We start from the raw sequence: 24,538 nt of genomic DNA, 5'->3' as shown, positions 1-24,538 counted from the left end.
GAACTTTTCAAGGCTGGGTTCACGGGGTAGGAGCGTGGCGACCTTGCACCCGTAGGGTGTTAGCGATAAGATTTATCTTTCTTTCCACTTACACCCTCACCCAAATTAATTCGTAGTCTCCTGAATCACCTCACCAGGACCGTTAATCTCAACTGATCTGTTACCAGCTTGGTCAACAGAGATGCGGAATTGCCGTTCACCCTGAGATGAGGTATAACTTGTCTGTTGATCTGAATTTTGAACTTGAACAGGGGCAGCGTTCAACTGCAGCTTGTTTGTTTTCTTATCAAAGACATTCATCCGTGTTTGGGTTCCTTGGCGAAAAACCCTCACACTGTAGTTTGGTGTTTGGAAAGTAGCGACCGTCGTTTGTGGTGTCATGGATTTGGTGGACGGTTTCTTGACTGTTTGGGCGGCAACAATCCCTGTTTCAAACCCTAACCCACCAAGAACTAGCAAAGCGCTAGCAATAAAAGCGTATTTCATAGTCTTAAGGAGCTATTCTATTGTTATAATCACAAGAAATATTGATTATTCTAACTATAAGTCTCACCTTCTTAGAGGGGAACTCAAGAAAGCTTCAAGAAATATTTTTATTGAGCGTATCTTCTGTAAATGATTCAATAATATTTATAAACGATTATGGAGAAACTTCAATGTTTGGTGTCATAGCTTACATAGCCTTCTTGGCTCTATTCTTCGGTATTGCTGTTGGGTTGCTTTTCGGTTTGCGTGCTGCTAAAATCATCTAACTGATTTTTTGGAGTCTCGCGCAAAGGCGCAGAGGCGCAAAGTTTTCTTGAGCGTCTGGGCGGCTTTGCGCAAAGTTATCATCCAACCACGACTTCTCTAGAGGCTTTGTGTTGATTTACGAAAGGAGAACGCACCTCTAGACCAAGCAAATTCAGCATTTCCTGGTCAGTATTGTATCCTGGGCAGGGAGTGGTAACGGTTAACATATGCCCATTGTCACTGGAGAAGATGGAATTTGCTCCCGCCAAGAAGCATAAAGTCTGTTCTACCTGTGAAAGTCTAGCTCTACCTGCGCTAAGACGAACATCAGATGCAGGCATTAAAATACGCGCTGTGGCAATCATTCGCACCACATCCCAAATGGGGACATCAGGCTGATTTTCTAGGGGTGTGCCTTCAACTTGTGAGAGAATATTGATAGGCACCGACTCTGGATGTGGATGCAGGCTTGCTAGAGTGTGCAACATAGACACGCGGTCATCCACAGTTTCGCCTAAGCCGAGTATACCACCGGAACATACAGTCACATTTGTTTGCCGGACATTGTTAATGGTGTTGAGGCGATCGCCGTAAGTCCTGGTTGTAATGATAGTGCTGTAGTAGTCCTGGGAGGTATCTAAATTATGATTGTAGGCGTAAAGCCCTGCTTCTTCCAAACGCTGCGCCTGTGTTTGAGTCAGCATACCCAAGGTGCAGCAAACCTCTAATCCCAATGCTGTCACCTCTTTAACCATTTCCAACACTTGCTCAAATTGGGAGTTATCGCGCACCTCTCGCCAAGCAGCGCCCATGCATACACGACTCACACCACTTTCTTTGGCTTGTTGGGCAATACTCACGACTGTTTCTTTTTCTAGGAGGGCTTGTGCCTTCACCTCTGTTTTGTAGCGGGAGGACTGGGCACAGTAGCTACAATCCTCTGGACAACCCCCTGTTTTGATAGATATCAGCTTACAGACCTGTATTTTTCTTGAGTCATGGAATTGGCGATGCACGCTAGCAGCTTGATAAACAAGGTCTAGGAATGGTGTATCATGTATCTCGCGTATTTCTGATTCTTGCCAATTGTACCGTATTACTACTGACATCTCTATCCTTTGTAAGGTTTTTGCATAATTTTAGCTCTTCCTGAAGTGTTAACTAACCGATGTTGGTAATACAGTAAGCCTCACTGCTGCTAAATTATGAAGGGTGGCTAATAGCCTTTGGAACAAATATTCAATGATCTATGGAATTGCAACTGCCCAATATTACAACAAAACGGTTGTTATTAAGACTAGCAACTCAGGAGGATATCCCGGCAATCCTGAAATTTTATACGGAAAACAAAACATATCTTACTCCATTCTCTCCTCCTTGGTCTGATAACTTTTTCACTCGAGAGTATTGGCAAAATCAGTTAGAAAATAACTATTTAGAATTTATTAACGATATATCATTAAGATTATTTATTTTTCCTAAAAATAAACAAGAAATAATTATTGGACTTATCAACTTTACTAATTTTGTCAGAAGAGCCGCACAGTACTGTAATGTAGGATACGGTCTTGCAGAAGCTGAACAAGGAAAAGGTTATATGACAGAAGCACTGCAAGCAGGTGTTCACTATGTATTTCAAGAATTAAACATGCACCGAATCATGGCAAATTATATGCCTCACAACCAGCGCAGCGGCAATGTACTGAAAAGGTTAGGATTTGTCGTAGAAGGGTATGCCAGGGACTATCTATTCATTAATGGGAAATGGCAAGACCACATCCTTACAAGTATCACGAATCCTAACTGGCAGACAAACCCGTAAGCTTTTACACATCGAATTCAAGGATTGAAATCGCAACAGGACTAAACTCTACAACAATTTTGGATAACTCGGAAAAAAGTAATGACTTTGGCTGAAACTGTAAACAACACGAATTCTACCAATCCTTTTCTCAATCTCAACTACGAAAGAGCTATTGAATCTCTAGGTGACGAGTACTATGATGAAGTTGCCGCAGCAGAATTTTCCCAACATATCCTACGCTGGCGCAACGATGCAATCCTGCCCCGGCTAGGACTCGATCCGCAATTAGTAAAAGACGAAGACTTTATCTGTGCCTTTGGCAAATTTGAGGGACGAAAACCGCTTTTGGCGCTGCGTTACCACGGTTATCAATTTGGTGAATATAACCCTTTTTTAGGTGATGGTAGGGGCTTTCTCTACGGACAAGTACGCGGTACTGATGGCGAACTGTATGACTTGGGCACTAAAGGTTCCGGTAAAACTCCTTACTCGCGTGGTGGCGATGGTATGCTGACACTCAAGGGCGGAGTACGGGAAGTTATTGCTGCGGAAATGTTACACCACTTGGGTGTACGTACTTCACGCTGTTTGACCATGATTGAAACAGGCTTATCCCTTTGGCGGGGTGATGAACCTTCTCCCACCCGTTCCTCAGTCATTGTCAGGATGAACCGATCGCACATTCGATTTGGCACTTTTGAACGACTGCACTATTTACGACGTCCGGATTTGACCCAAAAGCTATTAGACCATGTCATTGAGCAGTATTATCGACATCTCATCGGCGAAAAAGATAAGTACGCTCTATTTTACGCAGATTTAGTCAAACGGACAGCAGAACTGGTAGCGCAATGGATGGCAGCTGGTTTCTGTCACGCAGTGCTAAACACAGACAATATGTCAATTACAGGGGAGAGTTTTGACTACGGTCCTTATGCGTTCATTCCCAGTTACGACCCCTACTTTACCGCTGCGTATTTCGATTATTATGGGCGCTATTCTTATACTCATCAACCTAGTATTTGTAAGTGGAACTTAGAAATACTCCAGGAGGCACTCAAAGCTGTTATTGAGCAAGCAGATATGCAGCCTGGATTAGCGAGATTTGATGAGCATTATCAGAACGAATACCGTTCTATGATGTTGAAGAAGTTGGGTTTTGAGCAGTTGTCACATCCAGAAGCCGATGAACTGTTAAACCTAACGATTCAATTTTTGCTAAATAGCAAAGTTGGTTATCACGAGTTCTTTTACGAGATGGCTCGCACCTTTTCATTGAAATGGCGAGATGAACCAGGCTTGATTATGGCAGATTCAGATATTCTACCAGCATCAGGGGCATCAGAAATTTTTGATAATTGGTGTATATTATACCATAAGATGTTAAATAATTTTGACCCTGAGCAAACAAACATCATTGCCCAAACTCTAGCTCGTTACAATCCCAAAACTGTGATACTCAGACCAGTGATTGAATCAATTTGGGAACCGATTGCTCAAGAAGATAATTGGCAACCTTTTTATGAGTTAATTAAGCGCATTCAGTCTGGAAGTTAGCGAGATGAACTGTTTGCACAATTGGTGCTTATCAAATAAGTAGGGTGCGTTAACGTAGTGGAACGCACCCTACTTATTTAAGACGTTACAGTGCCCAACACTTTTGTATAAGGCATAGATTTGGTGCTTTCCAATCAGTGGCGGGTCTAAATCCCCCACTGATATCGTGTCCGGTTAAAGACTTCTCATTAAGACTGCACTCGGTGCAGGGGAGAGGATTTTCACTCTTTTTGCAAAGATGCACCGAATAATAACTAATTAACCGGGCTTGATATGATTCATTCTGAATTCTGAATTCTTATTCAACGTTGTATTTATATTTCATTGTTAAATCGCTATTAAACGATTCTTAAAGAAACAAAAATATCATCTTAAAGAAACAAAAATATCAGAACTTTACAATCTCAGTTGCTGAGATAATTTTTCTCCTGCACTACCTTAACACCCTAGAAAATTTGGAAGATAATGGCACAAACAAAGGCGATTTGGAACCCGTCTGTGTTGGCTCATAAGCTTGTCGGTAGAATTAACTATTTTTTCTATCAACTTTCAGTAGGTCGGTTTCGCGGATTTGATTTGTATCTTAATTCTCCTGATCGCCTGGTATTAGAAGATGTGATTATTCCTTACTTTATTTCTCGTTCTGAATATCACAAAATACTTTTTGTTGGGTGCGATTGGTACACCAAACCCTACAGAAAATTATTCCGAAACAAGGAATACTGGACAATAGAAATTGAGGAATGGAGAAAGAAGTATGCTGGTGAAAGACATATCGTAGATGCTCTTCAGAACTTAAGCCTTCACATCGAAAGTGGTTATTTTGATGTGATTATTTACAATGGGGTATTTGGGCACGGAATCAACACCAAGGGGGATACTGAAGAGTCATTTAACCAATGCTTTAATGCTCTCCGTGAAGGAGGTATTTTAGTCTTTGGTTGGAATAATGTTCCTCAGTACACACCTTTTCCTGTGACTACCGAGTGTGAAAATTTGCAAAAATTTAAACCCTATGTCTTTGAGCCTTTTCCCACTTGCGAATATTTAGTACCAAATACTGAATACAAGCACACATTTGCTTTCTATAAAAAGCCAGTGGCAAGTTGAAATAAATGACTTGCTATAGCAATCCTATTTGATTTGTGAAAATCCATTGGCTCAGATTCCCGACAACTTTGGCGAAGTCGGGAATCTTGTTGTTCACGTTCGCGAGTGCCTGCCGTAGGCATACGCGAGTGCGTGCCCGTAGGGCTTATGATTTAGGATTGCTATATCTCCTGTAATGTCAACTTCGCCTAAGTCCCGTTAGTTGCCTCTGAACCCCACCCCGCCTTTGACTTACGTCAAAGTCTCCCCTCCGGTGCTTGCGGGGAGGGGTTGGGGGTGGGGTCCTTTTTATGGTCAATTAAACAGACGGGATGCAATCTAAATATCTTTTGGTCGATAGACTGCACCAAACGAGTGGTCAGAATTAACCTCAATCACTAAATCAACAAACGTAGGAGATTTGACCAACGGACTGATGAACAATTCTGGGTGCAGAGAACCCCAAAAATAATTGACAAATTGCTCCACCTCTTTTTCGCTCATTCCTGATTTGCCAGCAGCAATCATTTGCCGTTCCGCTTGTTTGCGCCATTCTAAGGAAAGGCGGTAATCTTTGGGATACAGCAAAATTAAGCTATCCAACTGCTCCCACAGTGGTAGATAGTCGCTGAGTTTGCTATTCATCTCACGGGCAAACGCCTTATCCTCATCTGTGAGAATTGGCGGCGGTGGGGTGTCAAATGCAGCAGGCTCAATTGGTCGCACACCCACAAACCAACCTTCAAACAAGACAATATCCACATTCTCTACAATTTCCGGAGTCGTTCTATCACCAGCACCCCCGTGGAGAGATTTATCAAAGCGGGGAACTGCTACTGGATTTTTGCACTCGCGAATTTGGTTAAGTACAGTTAAACCCAGTTCTACATCGTGTGTTCCTGGGGGACCACGCCAAATGAAGCGCGGGTCTTTTTGTTTTAATGCCAAGCGCTCATTATAGGTTTTATACAAGTCATCCAAAGATACACTGAGGGTGTGGTATCCCAACTGCTTGAGAATGAAGCAGAGATTGCCGCACAGTGTCGTTTTGCCGGTGCCTTGTCCTCCTAAAATACCTTGTATGAAGGGACGCCCCAACTGTTGGCGATAAGATGCAAGTTGTCTTGCCAAAGATAGCCACAAATCATTATTAGTCATTAGTCATTGGTCATTAGTCATTAGTTATTCTCTTTGTTTTGCGTCCCCTCATCTCTGTTCAAGAACCCAGCTTGAACGCTTCCAAAAACAAGCTGTAAGTCAGACCAACTTTGAGGATATTGAGACATTCTACCCAAAGCGCTTGTCGCTCTCGTATGCTACGACCATAAAATATTCTGCTGCCGAATTCTGTCAACGCCACTAACGTCGCAGCGACAAAAATGTCCCATTCAGCAGTTTGTCCCGCCGTAGTCGCAACTGCGCTTCCCAGAAAAAAACCGAACAAAAAACTAATTATTAGAACCGAAAACCGCCGCCAAGGATTAAAAAACCATAGCCTTAAGCGCAATGCAATGGCATTGAATAGGTTGTTTAGACGTGTGTTTTGCATGAATGGGACTTCCGAAATGATTAGGGGTGCGTGGAAGTTGAGGCGCAGCGCCCTGCGCTTGTACGTTGGAGGAACTCCCCTACCCGATTTGAAAGCAAAGTCAAGGAATCATGATATATTCCTACATAGAGGATATCTGGTCTAGCGTAAGCTTGCTTAAATAGTATTGTGGGTATCTTTCGGATTTTCAGCAACAATACAAAATATATACTTTTCTTCATTAAGAGCAGCAGCATTGCTGTTTTGCTCAAAGAGCTATACATGATATATTTCACGCACTAGCTCCCAAAGAGCCTTTGGTGGACAACTTTCTTCCTTGTTGCTCTTACCACAACAAAGCTGCGACTTGGTCTAGCCCAAACAATAAATTCTTATAAGTAATATATATTACCATGAAGCCGTCAGTGTATGAACACACTGTTCTGGTAGCTTATTCATTGGGACTGCTTTTTCTACCAATGGGATGCCGTCAGACGAGTGTATCCTTTGAGTCAACAGAACTAGAAACATCTTCTCTACCGCCTGCTCAGACACATCAGGAACAGAGTACGGCGTCATCTGTCTCCACTGTCTCCAATTCAATGCCCACACCAAAAAGTCAACGAGTAGAAAGCAGCAGTGGGGACAACAATAGCGTTATCACATATCGTCAGGGCTCAGGTGGGAAAGCAGTGAATCAAGGAACTTTACGGATGAGCAACCAAACCAATCAACCCGTGCGCCTTGCCTTACTGTCACGGCGCTCTTTAGGCAAAGGTTCCTCTGGACAAATTAAAGATGCCGTCCCAGCACATTGGGATTTTGCTCCTAAAGAAGGTCATGACAAGGGGCTGATTCTAGCTTTGCCTAATGGTAAGTTAGAACTGGAGAAGGGAGATATTTTAGTTGCCTTTGCACAAGATGGTTCCCGCCGCTACTGGGGTCCATATGTTGTTGGGGAAACTTCCTCTCCAAGTTGGAATTCCCAAAAGAAAGAATGGCAACTCATCCTTATTCCTTAGTTCTTAGTCATGAGTCATCGTTCTTTGCGCGAGATACGGCACATAGGCGCGTTCAAAGCAGCGTCACGAAGTGAAGCAAGGTGGGGAGGGATAGTTGCTTTAGCAGGAAAGAACTCAGAACACAGTTGTCAGAACTTAGAATAAAAAACTCTCAGGGGTTGGTCGGTATAAGTTCCTACTGTGCAGGGAGAGTATTGGTATAAGGCCCTCCGCAACTTCGGTGGAGACCAAGAAAGCTTTGCGTAATTAAATCCCCCGGATTCCATCCGTGGGGATATTCTGACTACTGCGTTCTGCGTTCTGCGTTCTTCTTAAAGTCTTTAGTGCCTGATTTGGAACAGCAGGAACCAAGAAGCTGAGCTAAAGTCATCTTGATTAATTTAGTATTGAGACTATTGACTTTTGTAGTCTTGAATAATAAATCATAACTAGTACAGACGCGCCATGGCGCGTCTCTACAATGACTGATGACTAATGACTAATGGCTAATCGCGCTTTTGACGGATGGTTTAACAATATAAGCAAGCGTCCAGCCCTCGCTGTGGCTCTGTCGATTTTATGGTTAGTTTTGATCAGTGGGGTTGCCTTCTTTTGGCATTTGGGCAGTCTCGGCTTAATTGATGAGACAGAGCCACTGTTTGCCGAAGCCTCGCGCCAAATGTTAGTTACAGGTGATTGGATCACTCCGTTCTTCAATGGCGAAACTCGTTTCGATAAACCTGCCTTAATTTACTGGTGTCAGGCGATCGCCTACTCAATTTTTGGAGTCAACGAATGGGCAGTACGTTTGCCTTCGGCGCTTGCTGCCCTCGGATTGATAAGTTTGGCATTATACACTATACAGTGGTATTTGGCAAAAGAAGACTACCTTGAGCAAAAAGTTCGCCCGACTCGACGCTGGTTAACCGCTGCTTTGGGAGCAGCTATCATGGCACTCAATCCAGAAATGATTGTCTGGGGGAGAGCGGGTGTTTCGGATATGCTGCTGGTTGGGTGCATGGACTCAGCGTTGTTGTGCTTTTTTCTCGGGTATGCCCAACCCTCACAATCGCAAGTGAAAGCACGGTGGTATTTAGCTTTTTATATCCTCATTGCTGGTGCGATTTTAACCAAAGGACCAGTGGGAATTGTCTTACCTGCGCTGATTATCGCTATATTTTTGCTTTATGTGGGAAAAGCAAAAGAAGTTTTGCGGGAAATGCGTCCCGTTACAGGTTTGCTTATTACCCTATGCTTATCATTACCTTGGTATGTGCTGGTTATTTGGCGCAATGGCGAAAATTATATTAACTCGTTTTTTGGATATCACAATGTTGAACGATTTACAAGCGTAGTCAATAGCCACTCAGCCCCTTGGTATTTTTACTTTATTATAGTGTTGCTGGGCTTTGCACCATATTCGGTATATTTGCCTTTGGCAATGGCAAGGCTGAAGTTTTGGCAGCGAAACTACTGGCGATCGCAAGAACGCTCTAGCCAACTTGGTTTATTTGCCTTTTTCTGGTTTATTACTATCTTTGGCTTTTTCACCATTGCTGTAACCAAACTCCCAAGCTACGTATTGCCCCTAATGCCAGCAGCAGCTATTTTGGTAGCACTGCTGTGGAGCGACATCATTAAAGACAAGCGAAACTTCTCGTTTGGAGACGCTAGCGCGAACGCTGACATGGGGGCATTTCCTGTCTCCACGTCTTCCCGAACTCCCCTCCTCTTTACAGGCTGGGTGAATGTAGCGTTGTTATCAGCACTGGCGGTGGCAATGTTTTACGTTCCTCAGTTAATAAAAGATCCGGCTGCACCCAACTTTCACCAATTGATTGAACAGTCAGGTTTAACTGTATTGGGAGGTGTGATTTGGCTGCTTTGTGCTGTGGTGCTGGCGGCTTTACTTGTGCGTCGTCGTTACCAGCCTGTGTTAATGGTGAATGTGTTGGGGTTTGCGGCGTTTATGGTTTTTGTCCTCACACCTTGTTTGTTTTTGATCGATCAGGAACGCCAGCTACCTTTACGGGAATTATCTGCGATCGCAGTGCAAGCACAAAAACCTAGTGAAGAACTGGTTATGGTGGGCTTCAAAAAGCCTACAGTAGTTTTTTATACTCGTCGTCCGGTCACTTATGTGAAAGTTTCTTCGGTTGCTGGAAAATATATTCAAGACAAAGCGGCAAAGAAAGCGCAACCTGCCTCAGTGCTAGTTCTTGCCCAGCCGAAAAAGTTTCCTGAAATGGGCTTAAAGCGTAGCGATTATGAAAATTTAGGCACCAGTGGTGCTTATGAACTGATTCGAGTTCCTTTTAAAAATGGGTAGTGGGTCGTGGAATTTGGGTAGTAGGTAGTGGATAGTGGAATTTGGATAGTGGGTAGTATTTTTTTACAACTAACAACCAACAACCAACAAATGTAGAGACGCTTCAAACAGCGCGTCTCTACAACTAACAATTCACTAATCACCCTTTAAAGCTTTATTAACCTCATTTAGCAAGTCCTCCATTGATATAGAGCGGGGTAAAATTTGCGAGGCAATAGTACTCACCACAGCTTCTATCGACTCCAATTTTTCATCTGTGCCCTTTGGGGAAATGTCAGGTTGCTCATCTTCAACCTCATAAGGATTTAATCGTTGGTCGAGGAGCAAAACTGGTGGTAAGTTGAAAGGCAGCTGTCCTAACGTTTTCAGGGCTGAGTAAACTTCTTTTTGGATGGGATCTCCTAAGCAAATCAGCAGTAAGTCAACACTTTGGTGACGAATTTGCTGTAGCAGTTCTGCCCAAGACCGACTCATAGATGCTTTCAAGCCTGCTGTTTGCAGGTACTGAATCAAAGCTTGGAACCATTCAGAACCACGAGAAATCGTCAAGGGACACAAAGCATTCTCACCAGCAATGTGGCTACTCAATGAGGAGTTTTTTTCTGTCCGATAACTCCTCACGTGCTTGTGTCTTGCCTCTGGTAAATCCGGCAGGATCGCTAAATCCACCACTAAGATGCTGGGTGGGCAGCATGCACCAGATGCAATTTGCAAAACTGACAATAAAGCTTCTGTTTTCTCAGCATTATGAAACTTATCTGCGCCCAATGGCGTTAAGCAAGGGAACACAGAGAGCTTTGGTATCCGAGAAGCAGTCTGTGTAGTTGAGACATTACAGGTGACAAGCGGCAGATCTGCCAAACGGGGGTGTTGACTGAGTTGTTTTAGTAAAGCTTCGGCTGCTGGCATTTCTGTATCCAGCAAAACGACATCAAACTGCCAAACGCGAGCCAGCAGTTCTGCCTGATCCAGGTCATCCACTTCTATGACTCGGTGCTGTTGAAGTAACGGTTGCGATGTCAGAGATTCACACCCAGCATTGACCAACCTCAAAATTTTCAGTGGTGTGTTATTGCGGTGAATTTCTCCATCATCTGATTTTTGCTGCTTTGCTTCTGGTGGAGCACACAGACTTTCTACCAGCGGTGTTAAGACTTGATGCTGCACTGGTAAGCTCAAGAAACCATCTGCTCGGTTGGCAAATGCTTGCTCTTTTTCAGCTCCTGTTGCTGTCACAATCACGGGTATGTGACGAGTTGCGCCATCGGATTTAAGTAAGGTTAGGACATCCCAACCCGACAGCAAAGGAAGCAAGGGATTGAGGAAAATAGCTTTAGGTTGCAAGCGCCGAGCTTTTTCTACTGCTTCACATCCTGAGCGAGCAATCACGACCCGATAACCTAAACCTGTCAATTGTTCGGTCAAATCTTCAATATACCGAGCAACTGCCTCCACAACCAGCACTAACGATTTAGAAGATGTCGGGTGATGGGGTGATGACGGGGCGTAGACGACGGGAGGGCGATCGCTTCCCCTAGATCTAGAACGAGTTTCCCGTACAGCCTCCGGGGACTTGCCTAAGGGTAGGGTAGGGTTGGAGTGAGGGGGCGAAAAAGAATTTCTTTCTATCTCCTCATCTCCCAATCGCCCCACTTCTTTAGGAGGACTGGGAGGTAGGAGTAGTGTAAACTGGCTACCCTTACCTTCACGCGACAAGAAGCTGACATCGCCACCGTGGAGACGAGCCAAAGCTCTAGTTAATACAAGCCCCAAACCTGTTCCTTCATGCTGGCGGGTGAGGGGATTTTCCAGTTGTTGGAATTTCTGAAAGATTAAATGCTGCTGGTGTTCGGCAATACCAATGCCTGTATCCCAAACTGTAAACGCAATCCAACCTTCCCAACGACTGACGCGCAGCCCGATTTCACCACCTGTTTCAGTAAATTTGAAGGCATTAGAAAGCAGGTGTACCAGCATCTGGCGCATCCGCAAGTCATCCGCCATAATCTGGTCTAAGCCAGGTTCAATTGAGAGGCTAAATTGGTGTTCTTGTGCAGGCGTACTTTCAGCTTGGGATTTTAATGAAGCTCTGCTACTTTGGGTATGAATCGCCTTTGCCTCAGAGACAGCGCGATCGCACACAGCTTGAATGTTGACGTTGGTGAGCGTCAACTCCATTTGTCCCGTTTCCATACGGGTCAAATCCAAAATATCATTGACCACGCTCATTAGGTGGCGTCCACTTTGATGAATCAGTCCTGCATAACGGGCTTGACGCTCGTTTAATTCTCCCAATTGCTGATCCACCAGTAACCGTGATAATCCCAAAACGGCAGTTAGAGGAGTTTTGAGTTCATGACTGATACAAGCTAAAAACTCATCCTTTAACCGATTGAGTTGAATTAAATCGGCATTTTTCGCGGCTAGTTCTTTACAAAGCTGCTGCTGTTCGGTGACATCCGTCGCTAGCATCAGCCACAAATCACTACTGAGTGCTGAATTTTGAGTGGACAGTGTTTTAAAATCAGTACTCAGGGCTTTTAAATCAGGGCTGTCTAAGGGAATTTTGGCAAACTGCCAAACTCGCTCCTGACCATTTTGCACTTCTACTATACAAGTACAAGTCCCTAACTGGCTATCCAAAAAGCAGCGATTTAATCCAGGTTCCTCTAAAGATTGTTCTTGCACTTGAAGAGTGCGAGGAGTCCCCAATGTTGACCGAGGTGACACACCTTTTTGAGGCATCACTTCGTTCATAGCTGACAAAGAATTTTCTTCACCAAAATGCTCATTGCTGCCAAAGGAATAAACTTTGGTTGGCGTTTGAGTGGCATATTCTAATTTCTTGGGTGGAGCATTTGCCAAAATCGCTTCTACCTGTCGCTTAATTCCTTCTGGATCTTTCAATGCTCCCAATTGCTGCCACCAAGCCGGATTTTGCGTTACCACTTCGCCATTGCCTGTTTGTAACATCAATGGCCAAGGTAGCCGTTCTAATAACTCCACCAGTGGCTTACATTCTCGTCTTTGCTCAGGTGCGTAACTTTTATTTATAGTATTTTTTTCTTTCTCTGCTTCAGTGATATTACTTAAAAATTTTGCAGAAGACTTGTGAAGCGTTTTCCTTGAATTTGTGCGCCTAGTCCGCTTAGAAGTCTCAGTTTCCAATTTTTGCTCTCTCAAAAACCCCAACAGACGCGGGCTATCCACAAGCCCCAAAAATTTGCCATCCAAGTCAATCAATGCCCAATCTAAATTCGTGTTTGCCTGGGTCTTTTGAAAACGCAAAAACGAACTAAATTGCTCCACATTGAAAGAAGCTGGTATTGTCTGTATAGGTTCAATTAAGCTTTGATCCAGTGTCGAGAGTCTTTGCTGTAAGTCTAAAAACTTAGAAGGATCTTCGCCTTCCACTGCTGTAAGTAATTGTGGTAATAAACGGGCAGAGTAAATTAATCCTAACAGGCATTTTTGCTTATCCAAGACTGCTAGGCGATCGCACTGCTGTTGTTGAAAAATCTCCAGCACAACTGCCACAGTAGTCGTTTCTACGCAGTTGGGTACGGTTGCTATAAATTCATATAACGGGTACTTTAGCATTGACATATGGCGATGAGGTCGTCCTTCTTACGCGGTTTACTTCCGGCACCACCAGCTAACTGCCTATTAAGCTTTCGGTGTTTGGGTATGAAGCTATATCCTCTAAGAAGACTGAGTCTAACATTTTTGTCATAAATTGAACGCCTTAGAGACAAAGAGCTTCTTTGTTCCTGACAAATTCTTTGTCAGCAAGAGTGGTTAAAGTAGGGCATTTCCCTTTGCCGCCTAGCAGTTTGGAGGAATCTCCAAACTTCTCAAAGGCCACCAATCTTTGAAGAAGCTCTTCTAAGAAAGCGGGAAAGCCGCCCTTCGCATATTACGGGCGTCAACACCAGTGTTAACAAGAGTGTTGAAACTTATAATCGATAGCGACAGCTACAACAATTATGGCTCCAAAGATTCGCTCTAGAACCTTTAGGAATTATAATGATTTATAATGCGACAATCATTTATCTTCGTTTAAGTATCTTATTGAGGAGCAAAGTAAGGAAATCTGTATTTAGATAGATATGAAGCAAGCAAATTACGAACTAACTACTACAGCACTTCACTGTGAGTTAGGGTGGCAAATGTCCACTTGTATCTCAGCTACACCACTAACTCCAATGAGTTAGTCCTTTTCTGGGCTTTACTTGGAAGGCAGCGAAAGTGGAGTTCACGACTAAGTCATCCTCATTTCCGTTTCTGAACGTGAACGCTTCCTCTACCACCCAATAAGTTTTACAACTCCGTGGCAACAGGTTGTTAATTATTTAGCACTATTTGTTGACATAGAGCAAGTCCTTTGGGTAAAGAGCGCGAAGAATGCTCCGCACTTATTATCTACTATGGAAATGTTTGCTCTTGTCATAACCTTTGAAAACTTTTGGTAGGGTGAGCAACTAGATGTATCAAAACAAATGTTATTACCCATAGACATTCCCCAGCAATATTGTAGACCATTTTGGGCTACTCAATTGGCTTTAACTATTGAACAAAGGTTACTCGGGTGGATGTGCGCCGTGACTGATGTCACTCTTGCCCGGTGCCTGCTTTGGCAGGTAGCCACCACAAGTACCAATTTTTCAGTATTTACTCAATTGGCTGCAAAAAAATCTAAATAAAGTATTAAGCTTTAATTGTTCTTATGCTGTTAAATGGCACAAGCTAGAATCCCACCAGTTTTTTCAACAAATGACGACGAGAGCCGAACAACAGGCATTGTTGCAACAACTCAAATCAGACTACCGTCAAATTCTCATAAATTACTTTATCACCACAGACAAAACACTGAAAGAGAAAATTGATAAATTTATCCATGCAGTATTTTATGGTAATATTCCTGTGCCCCAAATCATCGAAATTCACATGGAACTTATTGACGAGTTTTCCCAGCAGCTAAAATTGGAAGGACGGAGCGATGAAGCCTTACTTGATTACCGTCTGACATTGATTGATATACTAGCTCACTTATGTGAACTTTATCGTTGTTCGATTCCTAAATAGAATCACGTAAATCAAAGTTCGGTTGGCTTTGTTGGTGGAAGTCGCCCTTTGAATTCACCAAGAAGATAGCATATAGCTCGTTCTGTCTTTACTTATAGCCTGTACCTTTTATGAATCAACCAAGAAAGACCTATGTTCTCAAGCTTTATGTAGCAGGCAACACTGCAAACTCAGTACGGGCATTAAAAATACTCAAAAATATTCTAGAACAAGAGTTTCAAGGCGTTTATGCTTTGAAAGTTATTGATGTACTGAAAAGCCCACAGCTGGCAGAAGAAGATAAGATATTAGCAACACCGACATTATCTAAAATTTTGCCTCCACCCGTTCGGAAAATTATTGGAGACCTTTCAGATAGAGAAAGAGTGTTAATTGGATTGGATTTGCTTTATGAAGAACTCAGTGAAGATGAGCAAGAACAATTTGAAGAGTAGACTATATAACCAAACAATACAGACCACAGAGATAATATACTTTATTAATAAAATAACTGGGTTTCATCCCGATTTGTAAGCGTTAGCAATGAATGATAAAGAAAATTTAGAACAAAATCAAACACCGACATATACAGGTGTAGAAAAAATTCGGACAATGATAGAGGGGTTTGACGATATTAGTCATGGAGGGTTACCTGTAGGAAGAACGACTTTATTCAGCGGTACATCTGGAACTGGCAAAACTTTATTTTCTCTGCAATTTCTTTACAACGGTATTACCTACTTTGATGAGCCAGGAGTCTTTGTTACATTTGAAGAATCTCCCAGTGATATTATTAAAAATGCTGGTATTTTTGGTTGGGATTTACCGCGCCTGATTAGTGAAGGAAAATTATTTATACTCGATGCTTCTCCCGACCCAGAGGGGCAAGATGTTGTGGGCAACTTTGACCTTTCTGCCCTGATTGAGCGCCTGCAATATGCTATTCGTAAGTATAAAGCAAAACGTGTTTCTATTGACTCAGTCACAGCAGTCTTTCAACAGTATGAAGCTGGAGGAGTCGTGCGGCGAGAAATATTTCGTCTGGTAGCGCGTCTCAAACAACTAAGTGTCACGACTATTATAACCACAGAGCGCACGGAAGAATACGGACCTGTTGCCTGTTATGGGGTAGAAGAATTTGTTTCCGATAATGTGGCGATCGTCCGTAATGTTTTAGAAGGAGAACGTCGCCGTCGCACAATTGAAATACTCAAACTGCGCGGTACAACACATATGAAAGGTGAATATCCTTTTACAATTACCAATCAAGGGATTAACATTTTTCCATTGGGAGCAATGCGCTTAACTCAACGGTCTTCAAATGTCAGGGTCTCTTCTGGCGTGAAAACCTTAGATCAAATGTGCGGCGGTGGTTTCTTCAAAGATTCGATTATTTTAGCAACAGGAGCAACTGGTACTGGGAAAACTCTGTTGGTGAGCAAGTTTCTGCAAACTGGTTGTTTCCACGGGGAACGGTCGATATTATTTGCCTATGAGGAATCACGCGCTCAACTATCTCGCAACGCTTCCTCATGGGGAATTGATTTTGAGGATTTAGAACGTCAAGGTTTGCTAAAAATAATTTGTACATATCCTGAATCAACTGGTTTAGAAGACCACCTACAAATTATTAAGTCAGAAATAGCTGAATTTAAACCATCTCGTATTGCTATTGACTCTCTTTCAGCACTAGCAAGAGGTGTAAGCAACAATGCATTCCGGCAATTTGTCATTGGTGTTACGGGTTACGCTAAGCAAGAAGAAATTACAGGCTTTTTTACCAATACAACAGACCAATTTATGGGGTCGCATTCGATTACAGACTCCCATATTTCTACGATTACTGACACAATTTTGATGTTACAGTATGTAGAAATTCGTGGAGAAATGTCGCGGGCAATCAACGTATTTAAAATGCGCGGTTCATGGCATGACAAGGGTATCCGCGAGTATAATATTACGGCTGATGGTCCCGAAATTAAAGATTCTTTCCGCAACTATGAACGGATTGTCAGTGGTGCTCCTACGCGCGTTACTATCGATGAGAAGGCGGAACTGTCTCGCATTGTCAGAGGATTTCAAGACAAACAGAGTTCCGATTCCTAAACTTGGCATCGTGATATATTCTCTGGTGAGAAAACGGTTTCTGCCGCTTTATTTTCGTGTGAGGGGATGCGGTGAAAGGACAGCTAATATTCAGTAGCTTGTTACCTGGTGTAACAGCAGCAGTGTTAACAACTCAGCCTGCTTGGGCTGAGACTGTCAAAGTAACTGGAGTCAGGCTTGCTGCCTCACCCAGTGCCTTGACTTCTACCTACGAGGAAACCTCGGCAGCACTCAACATCAACACACATTCTCTGGCTCCTACTGTTGACAACAGTTTTCCAGCGCCAGCCCTATCTACTGTTGGTGTTATGGCAGCTCGTCTAAATTCTGTAGGTAGTAGCAGTGTCGGGGTCGTACTGACTGGAAAAACTGGTGTGCCGATAAAAAAAGTGGCGGGTAAGGTTCAAGGTGTGCTTTTAAGCTTGAAGCCTAACTCAAAGCAAAGCCAGTTGATAAATAAGATTCGTTCTGCTACTAGCACGCAAAAAGAGAATCAGCCAACAATTGCTGCTCAGGAATCAGAAAATACAATTGTTTCTAATTATACTATCTCAAGCGCCGCTTCCTCTGTCCAACAAAATACGCCTGCTTCTTCTGAGCAGCCTGCTACACAAAACAAAAACCCTGATTCTGGGTTACCAAAAGTGTCAGCAACTTCAACACGCAGCACAGTAGAAGTAGCCAAGCTATTGGAACAGGTGGAGTTGTGCCCGCAACTACAGGGGAAAGGTAAAGGTAAGGTTGGTCGTTCTGCTTCTGTGCTCCTTAGGTCGTCCACCTGTGGGCAACAAAATGCCACGAGAAATCAGGTAGCTCAAGCAGGTTCCTCCACTCCTGCACCAACGACTCCTGCGCCAACGACTCCTGCACCAACAACTCCTGCACCAGCAGGTTCCGTGCCAACTCCTGATTACCTCAGAGCCAACCCAAATTCCTTACAGTTTCCTACCAAACCAGAAGAAGTGAGGATTCAGGGAACTCAGCCGATTACTTTGGCACAGGCTCTAGAGCTAGCACGGCAAAACAATCGAGATTTACAGGTAGCGTTACTGACTGTAGAACGCAATCGATCTGCCGTACGGCAGCAGCAAGCTGCTTTGTTACCTAATGCCAGTCTTAGTACTAGCCTAACTCGTAGTGGACCAGCTTTCTCAAATCAACAAACACAGAATTTCCTAGGCCAAACTCAAGATGTATCCTCTACGACAAATTTCTCTGGTACCGCGCAACTGAATTATGATCTCTACACCTCTGGACAAAGGACAGCCAGTATCCGACAAGCTGAGGAACAGCTGCGTTCGGCTGAGTTGGATGTTGAACGTCAATCTGAGGAGATCCGCCTAAATGTCACCAGTCAATACTACGACCTGCAACAAGCAGATGAACAAGTACGTATTGCCCAGTCTGCTGTGACAAATGCTCAGGCGAGTTTGCGAGATGCACAAGCTTTAGAAAGAGCTGGTGTGAGTACTCGGTTCAATGTTCTACAGGCTCAGGTTCAATTAGCAAATTTCCAACAACAGCTGGTAAATGCAATCTCACAGCAGCGAATTAACCGTCGTCGATTAGCGCAAACGTTGAGTTTGCCGCAGTCGATTGATGTAACTACGGCAGACCCAGTGAGATTAGCAGGTCTATGGAATATTCCGCTGGAACAAACTATTGTGTTAGCTTTTCAAAACCGTCCGGAACTGCAACAGAATTTGGTGCAACGCAACATTTTTGAGCAACAGCGACGGCAGGCGCTTGGGCAGCTCGGTCCTCAAGTGAGATTGGTTGGCAACTACCAGGTGCAGGATCAGTTTGACGATAGTAGAAGCACTACTGATAACTATTCGTTGGGAGTTCAAGCCAACCTGCTTTTGTTCGATGGAGGAGCAGCAAGAGCTGCAGCAGATCAAGCCAGAACTAATATTCGGATTGCTGAAAATCAATTTGGCAACCAGCGCAACCAAATCCGCTTTGACGTAGAACAAGCCTATTCTCAATTGCAATCCAATTTGGAGAACGTTCAAACTGCAAATGCTGCTGTTGAACAGTCTAGAGAGGCTTTGCGTTTGGCGCGGTTGCGATTCCAAGCAGGCGTAGGCACTCAAACTGAAGTCATTGACGCGGAAAATGCCTTGACAAATTCTGAGGGTCAACGAGTCCAGGCAATCTTAAATTACAACCGCGCTCTGGCTACTTTACAACGAAATGTCACCTCAAGGGGATTACCCTAAATTAGTCATTAATCATTACTCATTCACAGCGGATGATGAACCATAGACTGTAGACTTTCATCTTATTTTGGAAAGTACTCTGCTCCTGATCCATATCATCGCAGAGTACTAACCCAAGTTGCTAGTTATCCATGTCATGAGGGGGATTAAAATCCTACTCTACCCTACTCTCCCTTGTACACGCCCTCTGGGCGTGTACGGGAAGCCCAAGGGGCTTTACGGGAAGCCGAACGCGCAAAGTCTCGCGTGAGCGATATGTGTCTAGATGGAGCGACCCGTTCGGAGGCTAAAGCCATCTGGCTCTCACGCTCCCGTACTTTTCTTGTAGTTTCTACACCTATCAGCAAATTGTTGATTCTATCAATCAAAATTGGAATATCCTAGCATAGAGATATACTTCAAGGGCTAAATAGAACACAAACTGATGACAGAAGTTACGGCAAAAGAAATTGCAAAGTTTCGCTCTCAAGTCGCAGATGACTTCACAGCTATGGAAGCACTCGACATCATTGAGGAATGTGAGGGGGATTTAGAAGATGCAGCAATGACTTTAGCGATTCGGGCAGGACAAGAACCAGAAATAGCGAATTCAGAGTGGTTGGATGCTTTAGCTCGAAAATGGCGTGCCGTCATTTGTCAACAAGATTTTCGGGATGATTTACTTAACGGTTCAGTTAAGGGGATGATGGAACACCTCAAGACAATGCCGACGTTTCCTAATATGTTAGCAACGCCAGTTTTAATATATGTTTTAAAAAAAGGTGTGAATAATTTTTGCGAACCTCTTGACTTAGTACAATAATGTACTTGCACACCAACCTCACAAGGCAGATACTGCTCACGCAAACCCTTACATTTAGCTAAAAAAGTCAGCAGCAATCCTTTGTATTAATAAAGAATAAACCAAAAAATAAAGATGTAAAGGAAAATTAACACTATGGGCTTTTTGCTGATAATCTGGATTTGATGAGCGCAGTTTGATTTGACATTTATTTGACATTTATAAGATCCTAACCCTTATCAGAACTCAGTTTTAACATCAATGAATTACCTTGTTGCCGTTTTACCAGACCGCATCCAAGCAGAAGCTGTTTACGTAGCCTTAGAGAAAGAAGGCATAGAAGCTACAATATTAGGTAGAGGTTATAAAAGTGCTGATGAGTTTGGCTTGATTGACCCTAACGAGCAAGCAAAGAAGCAAGTGCAGCTTATGGCTTTTTGGTTGGTGCCGTTTGGATTTTTCGGTGGAGTGACTTTTAACCTGCTGACTGGTTTGGAGACTTTTCCTTGGGCAGGTCAAGTTGGCAATGCCATTATTGGCGGACTGTTGGGCGCTGGTGCTGGCGCTATGGGTAGTGTATTTGCTGGTGGTGGAGTCGGTTTAGTGCTTGGGAGTGGTGACGCTTTACCTTACCGCAACCGCTTAAATGCTGGTAAATACTTGGTTGTCGTTCAAGGTTCTGAAAGTCTTACGCGTCAAGCAACCAGCCTGTTGCGTCAATTTAAGCCAGAAAATCTTCAAGGTTACGCTGATACAACTATTGGTTAGTCATTAGTCATTAGTCATTAGTCATTAGTTACAAAGGACTAAGGACTAATGACTAATGACTTTTAATTCATAACTCATAACTACTACATAGAATGCTGCCACGGGAAGAACTTTTAAAAGGTGTTGAAAATCGAGATAGTATAGCTCATGTGATTGACCAGGCTGAACAAGCCATCAAAACTTGGGAAGTTGTTTTGACTGATTTTCTGTCTCCTCCAGAGTTGCTGGAAATTCAGCAGGTGTTCAGCCGTCTGACTGAGGTGGAATTTGTGGTGTGGGGTGGCTATCCCCAGGCTGAACGCAGAAGAATAGCGATCGCCCGTTCCGAAATGCCTCTGGATCAATCTCAAGTCGCCGTTACCGCCTTAGATATAGCCGGAAATTTTCTGTTTGATACCGCCACTCACCGCGACTTTTTGGGCGCAATGTTGGGAACTGGTATTGTCCGCGAAAAGACGGGGGATATTATTGTACTGGGTGAACGAGGGGCGCAGGTAATTGTCGTGCCGGAGTTGGCGGACTTTTTAGAGATGAATCTCAAGCAGGTGCGATCGGTTCCCGTGAAAACCCAGCGCATTGATTTAAGCGAGTTGAAGGTGCGCGAACCCAAGAAAAAAGAATTAACCACAGTGGAAGCTTCTTTACGGTTGGATGCGATCGCCTCTGCTGGTTTTGGGATGTCTCGCAGCAAAATGGTTGAGTTAATTGATGGTGGTGATGTTCGCGTCAACTGGAAGGAAATTACTCAAGCAAGTTCTCAAGTCAAAACAGGCGACTTAATCGCTATTCGTGGTAAAGGACGTTTAGAAGTTGGGGAAATCGCCGTTACTAAAAAAGACCGCTACCGCGTGCAGTTAACCAGGTATGTGTAAAAAGTAAAAAGATAAATTCAATCTTTTGGCTTTTTACTGTTTTCCTTTCACGACTTCCTAACAGAAATTCAAAATTAATAGGGCGCTATATCTTAAATTGTTTTTGCCTTAAATTGCTTTTCCAAAATACTAAGTAGAGTTTTGCGGGGTACAAACGGGGATAACTTGGTGATGAGGTGAGTACTTAAGCCACCAATAACAACAATAGAATCTCCCCTTTCCAAAGCTTTTAAGGATTCGCGTACCACATCTTTTGAAGTCGATATCTTATTTGTTCTAGCTGCAAGGGCTGGCGGGAAATTAGCTTCTGTAAAGAAGTTTGTCTCAACTGGTCCTGGGCAAGTCACTAGAACGCGTACGCCATATTGACGATTTTCTGCCCACAATGCCTGACTAAAACTGACAATAAACGCTTTACTGGCAGCATAAACAGAAATGTAAGGCATTGGTTGAAATGCGGTCAGGGAGGAGACATTAATTATGCTTCCAGAACGACGTTGCCGCATTTCTTGCAAAAATTTATGAGTTAAATCTACTAAGGCAAGAATGTTTAATTGCACTATCTTGGTTTGCCGTTCTCCATCGCTTTCGGCAAAATCGCCATAGCAGGCAAAACCAGCATTGTTAATTAACAAATCAATTGTTAATCCCTTTGATTTGACAGCATCAAATACAGCATGACTAGCGCCAATTTCTGTGAGGTCTTTAACAACTGTATCTACTTGAATTTTATATTTTTCTTGCAAATGTTTTGCTAGCTCGTTCAATTTTTCTCCTGAACGAGCAACTAAAACAAGATTTGTATTGCGTGCGGCTAGTTCCTCTGCAAAGGCTTTACCTATACCACTAGAGGCACCAGTAATTAAAGCAGTCGCCATTCTACCTATTAGGATAATTTTTCAGAGCTTGCACAGATTGTATCAATCCTTTTAAGGACTTTCCCCTATTTAAAGGAATATATCAAACTATTTCCTTGCATCTGTATTTAGACATATTAAATTTCATTGAAAGATTTTACTATGTTGTGATATTTATTTCAAAATTTGCTCTTTAATGTTCTGCTAGGAAAAGCCAAAATAATTCTGGAATTAAGCCGTTGCTAAAAAGTCAACAACTTGTCGCGCCAAACCCTTCAGCACCTGTGCCATCTCGACCTAAAACCCCTTTCAGGCAACTTCAGTAACTTAGTGTTGGCAATTGAGCTAAACTTATGTTATGGTAGTGAAGTTGCGGACGTATAGCTCAGTTGGTTAGAGCGCTACGTTGACATCGTAGAGGTCACTGGTTCGAATCCAGTTACGTCCATTGGGTCTGTAGAGTCACACATTGATTATTATCTCAAAAAGCCGATTCAAGCAATCATCGGAGAGTAGCCAGAAGGTCATGGAAGTTGCAGGATGTCAAAGACGTGATTGTCTGATGGGATGGGTGAGACGACCGTCCTAGACTATCGGTGAAGATGTCCGTCCTACAACAACCGCTATCTTGCTTTGCGTTTGAACACGCTACTTTTGTGATTTGAATCACAGAATAAGTTTTTTGTCAATCTATAATTCCTAGTAGTAACCACAACGGTACTTAATCGCGGATGATGAAATTTTTAAGTTCGATTCCGGAATGACCGCAACTGACCGTGTAGTTACCTAGCGATTGGTTTTAATGGAACACAAGACTTCAGCTAATTTCTATCTTTAATAAGATTTACAAAGACTACTATGAACAAGTGTGTACCCCTTCAAGTTAAATTCAACGCTCTTAGCTTTGTAAAATTTAGTTTGGTTTCACTAGCGCTATCGCTTTCGTTTGGAGCCTACACTCAGGCAAATGCTCAATCGGTTCCAAAGGGAGAAGTTGAAGTTATATCGGTTCCACCACAAGAAGCATACTTTATAGAGAAGCCACAAGAAACTTCTCCTGTCAATAACTCTGATTCACACAATGGAAAGACTTTCGGTGATACCACGACCTTAGCACGTGTTTCTAACAGTACGCAAAAGATACAGGGTCTTGGGAATATTGTAAATTCTGTACCGAGTAGTCGTAACTCCTCAAGTCATAGCAAGTCATATACGAATGTTTCAAAACCCTAAGCTATCTGGGGCTTATTCCCTCTGCTGAATAGAGGATTACTATAATACTTAAATTATTAAATTTTTAGCTAAGAACTGATTTTATTGGTGAATTTGAGGTCTTAGGCATGGTCGTCGCTCAAGTCCAGTCTGGAGTCCCCAATTTGATTTATCAGGTAAGTTGGGAGAAACTCCCAGAGGATTATCCTTTATCAGAGGAACCTGTGGAGAATACCAGTCAGCCCCTCTTAGCTGCAGCCCTACGCGAGAGCTTGGAGTTCATCGGATTTTTCACTCCGGAACGACTGATTGCCTCCAATCTAGGCATATGTGTTACGGTCATCTTTGAACCAGAGGGAGGTACGGTGGAGGTGCGACAACTGGTGGAAGGTCTGTATCAAGTGCAACCGGATGAAGATGGGCGCTACTGGATTGCTTCAATGAATCTGTATCTTGGGATATGGTACGGCACTAAGGCAGAACGGACAGGCTACTGGTTGCGCTGGTGGGATGAAAATGGGAACCTACTGTTGTGGGGAACAGAGCGGTTAGAACAGGAACTTGATACTCCCCACGGCTAAAAGCCGGGGGATTCTTGAAGAGTCCACAAACGAAC

The 24,538-nt window shown here is 43.3% G+C and carries 21 protein-coding genes and 1 tRNA gene; 16 read left to right on the top strand and 6 right to left on the bottom strand.

Annotated elements, in window-relative coordinates:
- Nucleotides 1-105 precede the first annotated feature (105 nt).
- Nucleotides 106-486, bottom strand: coding sequence for a hypothetical protein (locus AACT52_RS28915; protein WP_073634271.1), 381 nt, complete (start codon nucleotides 484-486; stop codon nucleotides 106-108).
- 170 nt (nucleotides 487-656) lie between these two features.
- On the opposite strand from AACT52_RS28915, the gene petL reads away from it, so the two are divergent.
- A complete protein-coding gene (petL, locus tag AACT52_RS28910; RefSeq protein WP_073634270.1) occupies nucleotides 657-752 on the top strand; it encodes a cytochrome b6-f complex subunit PetL in 96 nt (31 codons plus the stop codon).
- 78 nt (nucleotides 753-830) lie between these two features.
- Here the strand turns inward: petL and bioB are convergent, their stop codons facing one another.
- Nucleotides 831-1,841, bottom strand: a complete 1,011-nt coding sequence (bioB, locus tag AACT52_RS28905; RefSeq protein ID WP_073634269.1) for a biotin synthase BioB — start codon at nucleotides 1,839-1,841, stop codon at nucleotides 831-833.
- A 140-nt stretch (nucleotides 1,842-1,981) separates the two neighbouring features.
- On the opposite strand from bioB, the gene AACT52_RS28900 reads away from it, so the two are divergent.
- The 3 genes from AACT52_RS28900 (at nucleotide 1,982) to AACT52_RS28890 (ending at nucleotide 5,203) form a co-directional block, all read left to right on the top strand.
- Complete coding sequence (locus AACT52_RS28900; RefSeq protein ID WP_073634268.1) at nucleotides 1,982-2,554, top strand: GNAT family N-acetyltransferase; 573 nt, start codon at nucleotides 1,982-1,984, stop codon at nucleotides 2,552-2,554.
- A gap of 81 nt (nucleotides 2,555-2,635) precedes the next feature.
- Nucleotides 2,636-4,093 carry a protein adenylyltransferase SelO gene (locus tag AACT52_RS28895; protein WP_073634267.1) on the top strand — a complete coding sequence of 486 codons (1,458 nt, stop codon included), beginning with the start codon at nucleotides 2,636-2,638 and terminating at the stop codon, nucleotides 4,091-4,093.
- Between the two features lie 465 nt (nucleotides 4,094-4,558).
- Complete coding sequence (locus AACT52_RS28890; RefSeq protein WP_073634266.1) at nucleotides 4,559-5,203, top strand: hypothetical protein; 645 nt, start codon at nucleotides 4,559-4,561, stop codon at nucleotides 5,201-5,203.
- A 318-nt stretch (nucleotides 5,204-5,521) separates the two neighbouring features.
- Here the strand turns inward: AACT52_RS28890 and AACT52_RS28885 are convergent, their stop codons facing one another.
- Both AACT52_RS28885 and AACT52_RS28880 read right to left on the bottom strand, forming a co-directional pair.
- Nucleotides 5,522-6,340 carry a glycerate kinase gene (locus AACT52_RS28885; protein WP_233154100.1) on the bottom strand — a complete coding sequence of 273 codons (819 nt, stop codon included), beginning with the start codon at nucleotides 6,338-6,340 and terminating at the stop codon, nucleotides 5,522-5,524.
- A gap of 58 nt (nucleotides 6,341-6,398) precedes the next feature.
- Nucleotides 6,399-6,731: a DUF565 domain-containing protein gene (locus tag AACT52_RS28880; RefSeq protein ID WP_073634265.1), complete on the bottom strand. Its 333-nt coding sequence runs from the start codon at nucleotides 6,729-6,731 to the stop codon at nucleotides 6,399-6,401.
- A 392-nt stretch (nucleotides 6,732-7,123) separates the two neighbouring features.
- Here AACT52_RS28880 and AACT52_RS28875 point away from each other — a divergent pair, with 392 nt between their 5' ends.
- Both AACT52_RS28875 and AACT52_RS28870 read left to right on the top strand, forming a co-directional pair.
- A complete protein-coding gene (locus AACT52_RS28875) occupies nucleotides 7,124-7,732 on the top strand; it encodes a hypothetical protein (RefSeq protein WP_073634264.1) in 609 nt (202 codons plus the stop codon).
- A gap of 481 nt (nucleotides 7,733-8,213) precedes the next feature.
- Nucleotides 8,214-10,040: an ArnT family glycosyltransferase gene (locus tag AACT52_RS28870; protein ID WP_073634263.1), complete on the top strand. Its 1,827-nt coding sequence runs from the start codon at nucleotides 8,214-8,216 to the stop codon at nucleotides 10,038-10,040.
- 135 nt (nucleotides 10,041-10,175) lie between these two features.
- Here AACT52_RS28870 and AACT52_RS28865 read toward each other — a convergent pair whose 3' ends face one another.
- Nucleotides 10,176-13,640 (bottom strand): ATP-binding response regulator, encoded by a 3,465-nt coding sequence (locus AACT52_RS28865; protein WP_073634262.1) that lies wholly within the window; start codon nucleotides 13,638-13,640, stop codon nucleotides 10,176-10,178.
- A 1,059-nt stretch (nucleotides 13,641-14,699) separates the two neighbouring features.
- On the opposite strand from AACT52_RS28865, the gene AACT52_RS28860 reads away from it, so the two are divergent.
- From AACT52_RS28860 to AACT52_RS28830, 7 genes are all read left to right on the top strand, one after another.
- The gene (locus tag AACT52_RS28860) at nucleotides 14,700-15,125 is read left to right on the top strand and encodes a phosphatase RsbU N-terminal domain-containing protein (protein ID WP_442994238.1); all 426 of its coding nucleotides are present in this window, start codon (nucleotides 14,700-14,702) and stop codon (nucleotides 15,123-15,125) included.
- 110 nt (nucleotides 15,126-15,235) lie between these two features.
- Nucleotides 15,236-15,559 (top strand): circadian clock protein KaiB, encoded by a 324-nt coding sequence (kaiB, locus tag AACT52_RS28855; protein ID WP_073634259.1) that lies wholly within the window; start codon nucleotides 15,236-15,238, stop codon nucleotides 15,557-15,559.
- Nucleotides 15,560-15,647: 88 nt separating this feature from the next.
- Nucleotides 15,648-17,210: a circadian clock protein KaiC gene (gene kaiC / locus AACT52_RS28850; protein WP_073634258.1), complete on the top strand. Its 1,563-nt coding sequence runs from the start codon at nucleotides 15,648-15,650 to the stop codon at nucleotides 17,208-17,210.
- Nucleotides 17,211-17,281: 71 nt separating this feature from the next.
- A complete protein-coding gene (locus AACT52_RS28845) occupies nucleotides 17,282-19,432 on the top strand; it encodes a TolC family protein (protein ID WP_073634257.1) in 2,151 nt (716 codons plus the stop codon).
- A 424-nt stretch (nucleotides 19,433-19,856) separates the two neighbouring features.
- Nucleotides 19,857-20,234: a hypothetical protein gene (locus AACT52_RS28840; RefSeq protein ID WP_073634256.1), complete on the top strand. Its 378-nt coding sequence runs from the start codon at nucleotides 19,857-19,859 to the stop codon at nucleotides 20,232-20,234.
- Between the two features lie 240 nt (nucleotides 20,235-20,474).
- Complete coding sequence (locus tag AACT52_RS28835) at nucleotides 20,475-20,981, top strand: hypothetical protein (RefSeq protein ID WP_073634255.1); 507 nt, start codon at nucleotides 20,475-20,477, stop codon at nucleotides 20,979-20,981.
- Between the two features lie 92 nt (nucleotides 20,982-21,073).
- Nucleotides 21,074-21,853, top strand: a complete 780-nt coding sequence (locus AACT52_RS28830; RefSeq protein ID WP_073634254.1) for a photosystem II S4 domain protein — start codon at nucleotides 21,074-21,076, stop codon at nucleotides 21,851-21,853.
- Nucleotides 21,854-21,945: 92 nt separating this feature from the next.
- On the opposite strand, the gene AACT52_RS28825 is transcribed toward AACT52_RS28830, so the two are convergent.
- Entirely contained in the window at nucleotides 21,946-22,731 is a 786-nt protein-coding gene (locus AACT52_RS28825) for an SDR family NAD(P)-dependent oxidoreductase (protein ID WP_073634253.1), read from the bottom strand.
- A 353-nt stretch (nucleotides 22,732-23,084) separates the two neighbouring features.
- Here AACT52_RS28825 and AACT52_RS28820 point away from each other — a divergent pair.
- From AACT52_RS28820 to AACT52_RS28810, 3 genes are all read left to right on the top strand, one after another.
- Nucleotides 23,085-23,158 (top strand) — tRNA-Val (locus tag AACT52_RS28820).
- Nucleotides 23,159-23,568: 410 nt separating this feature from the next.
- Nucleotides 23,569-23,943, top strand: coding sequence for a hypothetical protein (locus AACT52_RS28815; protein ID WP_073634252.1), 375 nt, complete (start codon nucleotides 23,569-23,571; stop codon nucleotides 23,941-23,943).
- 107 nt (nucleotides 23,944-24,050) lie between these two features.
- Nucleotides 24,051-24,503, top strand: coding sequence for a hypothetical protein (locus tag AACT52_RS28810; RefSeq protein ID WP_073634251.1), 453 nt, complete (start codon nucleotides 24,051-24,053; stop codon nucleotides 24,501-24,503).
- Nucleotides 24,504-24,538: the final 35 nt, after the last annotated feature.

The sequence above is a fragment of the Scytonema sp. HK-05 genome (assembly GCF_963872035.1).
Taxonomy (GTDB): domain Bacteria; phylum Cyanobacteriota; class Cyanobacteriia; order Cyanobacteriales; family Nostocaceae; genus Kalymmatonema.
This window is presented reverse-complemented; position numbering and strand designations above follow the sequence as displayed.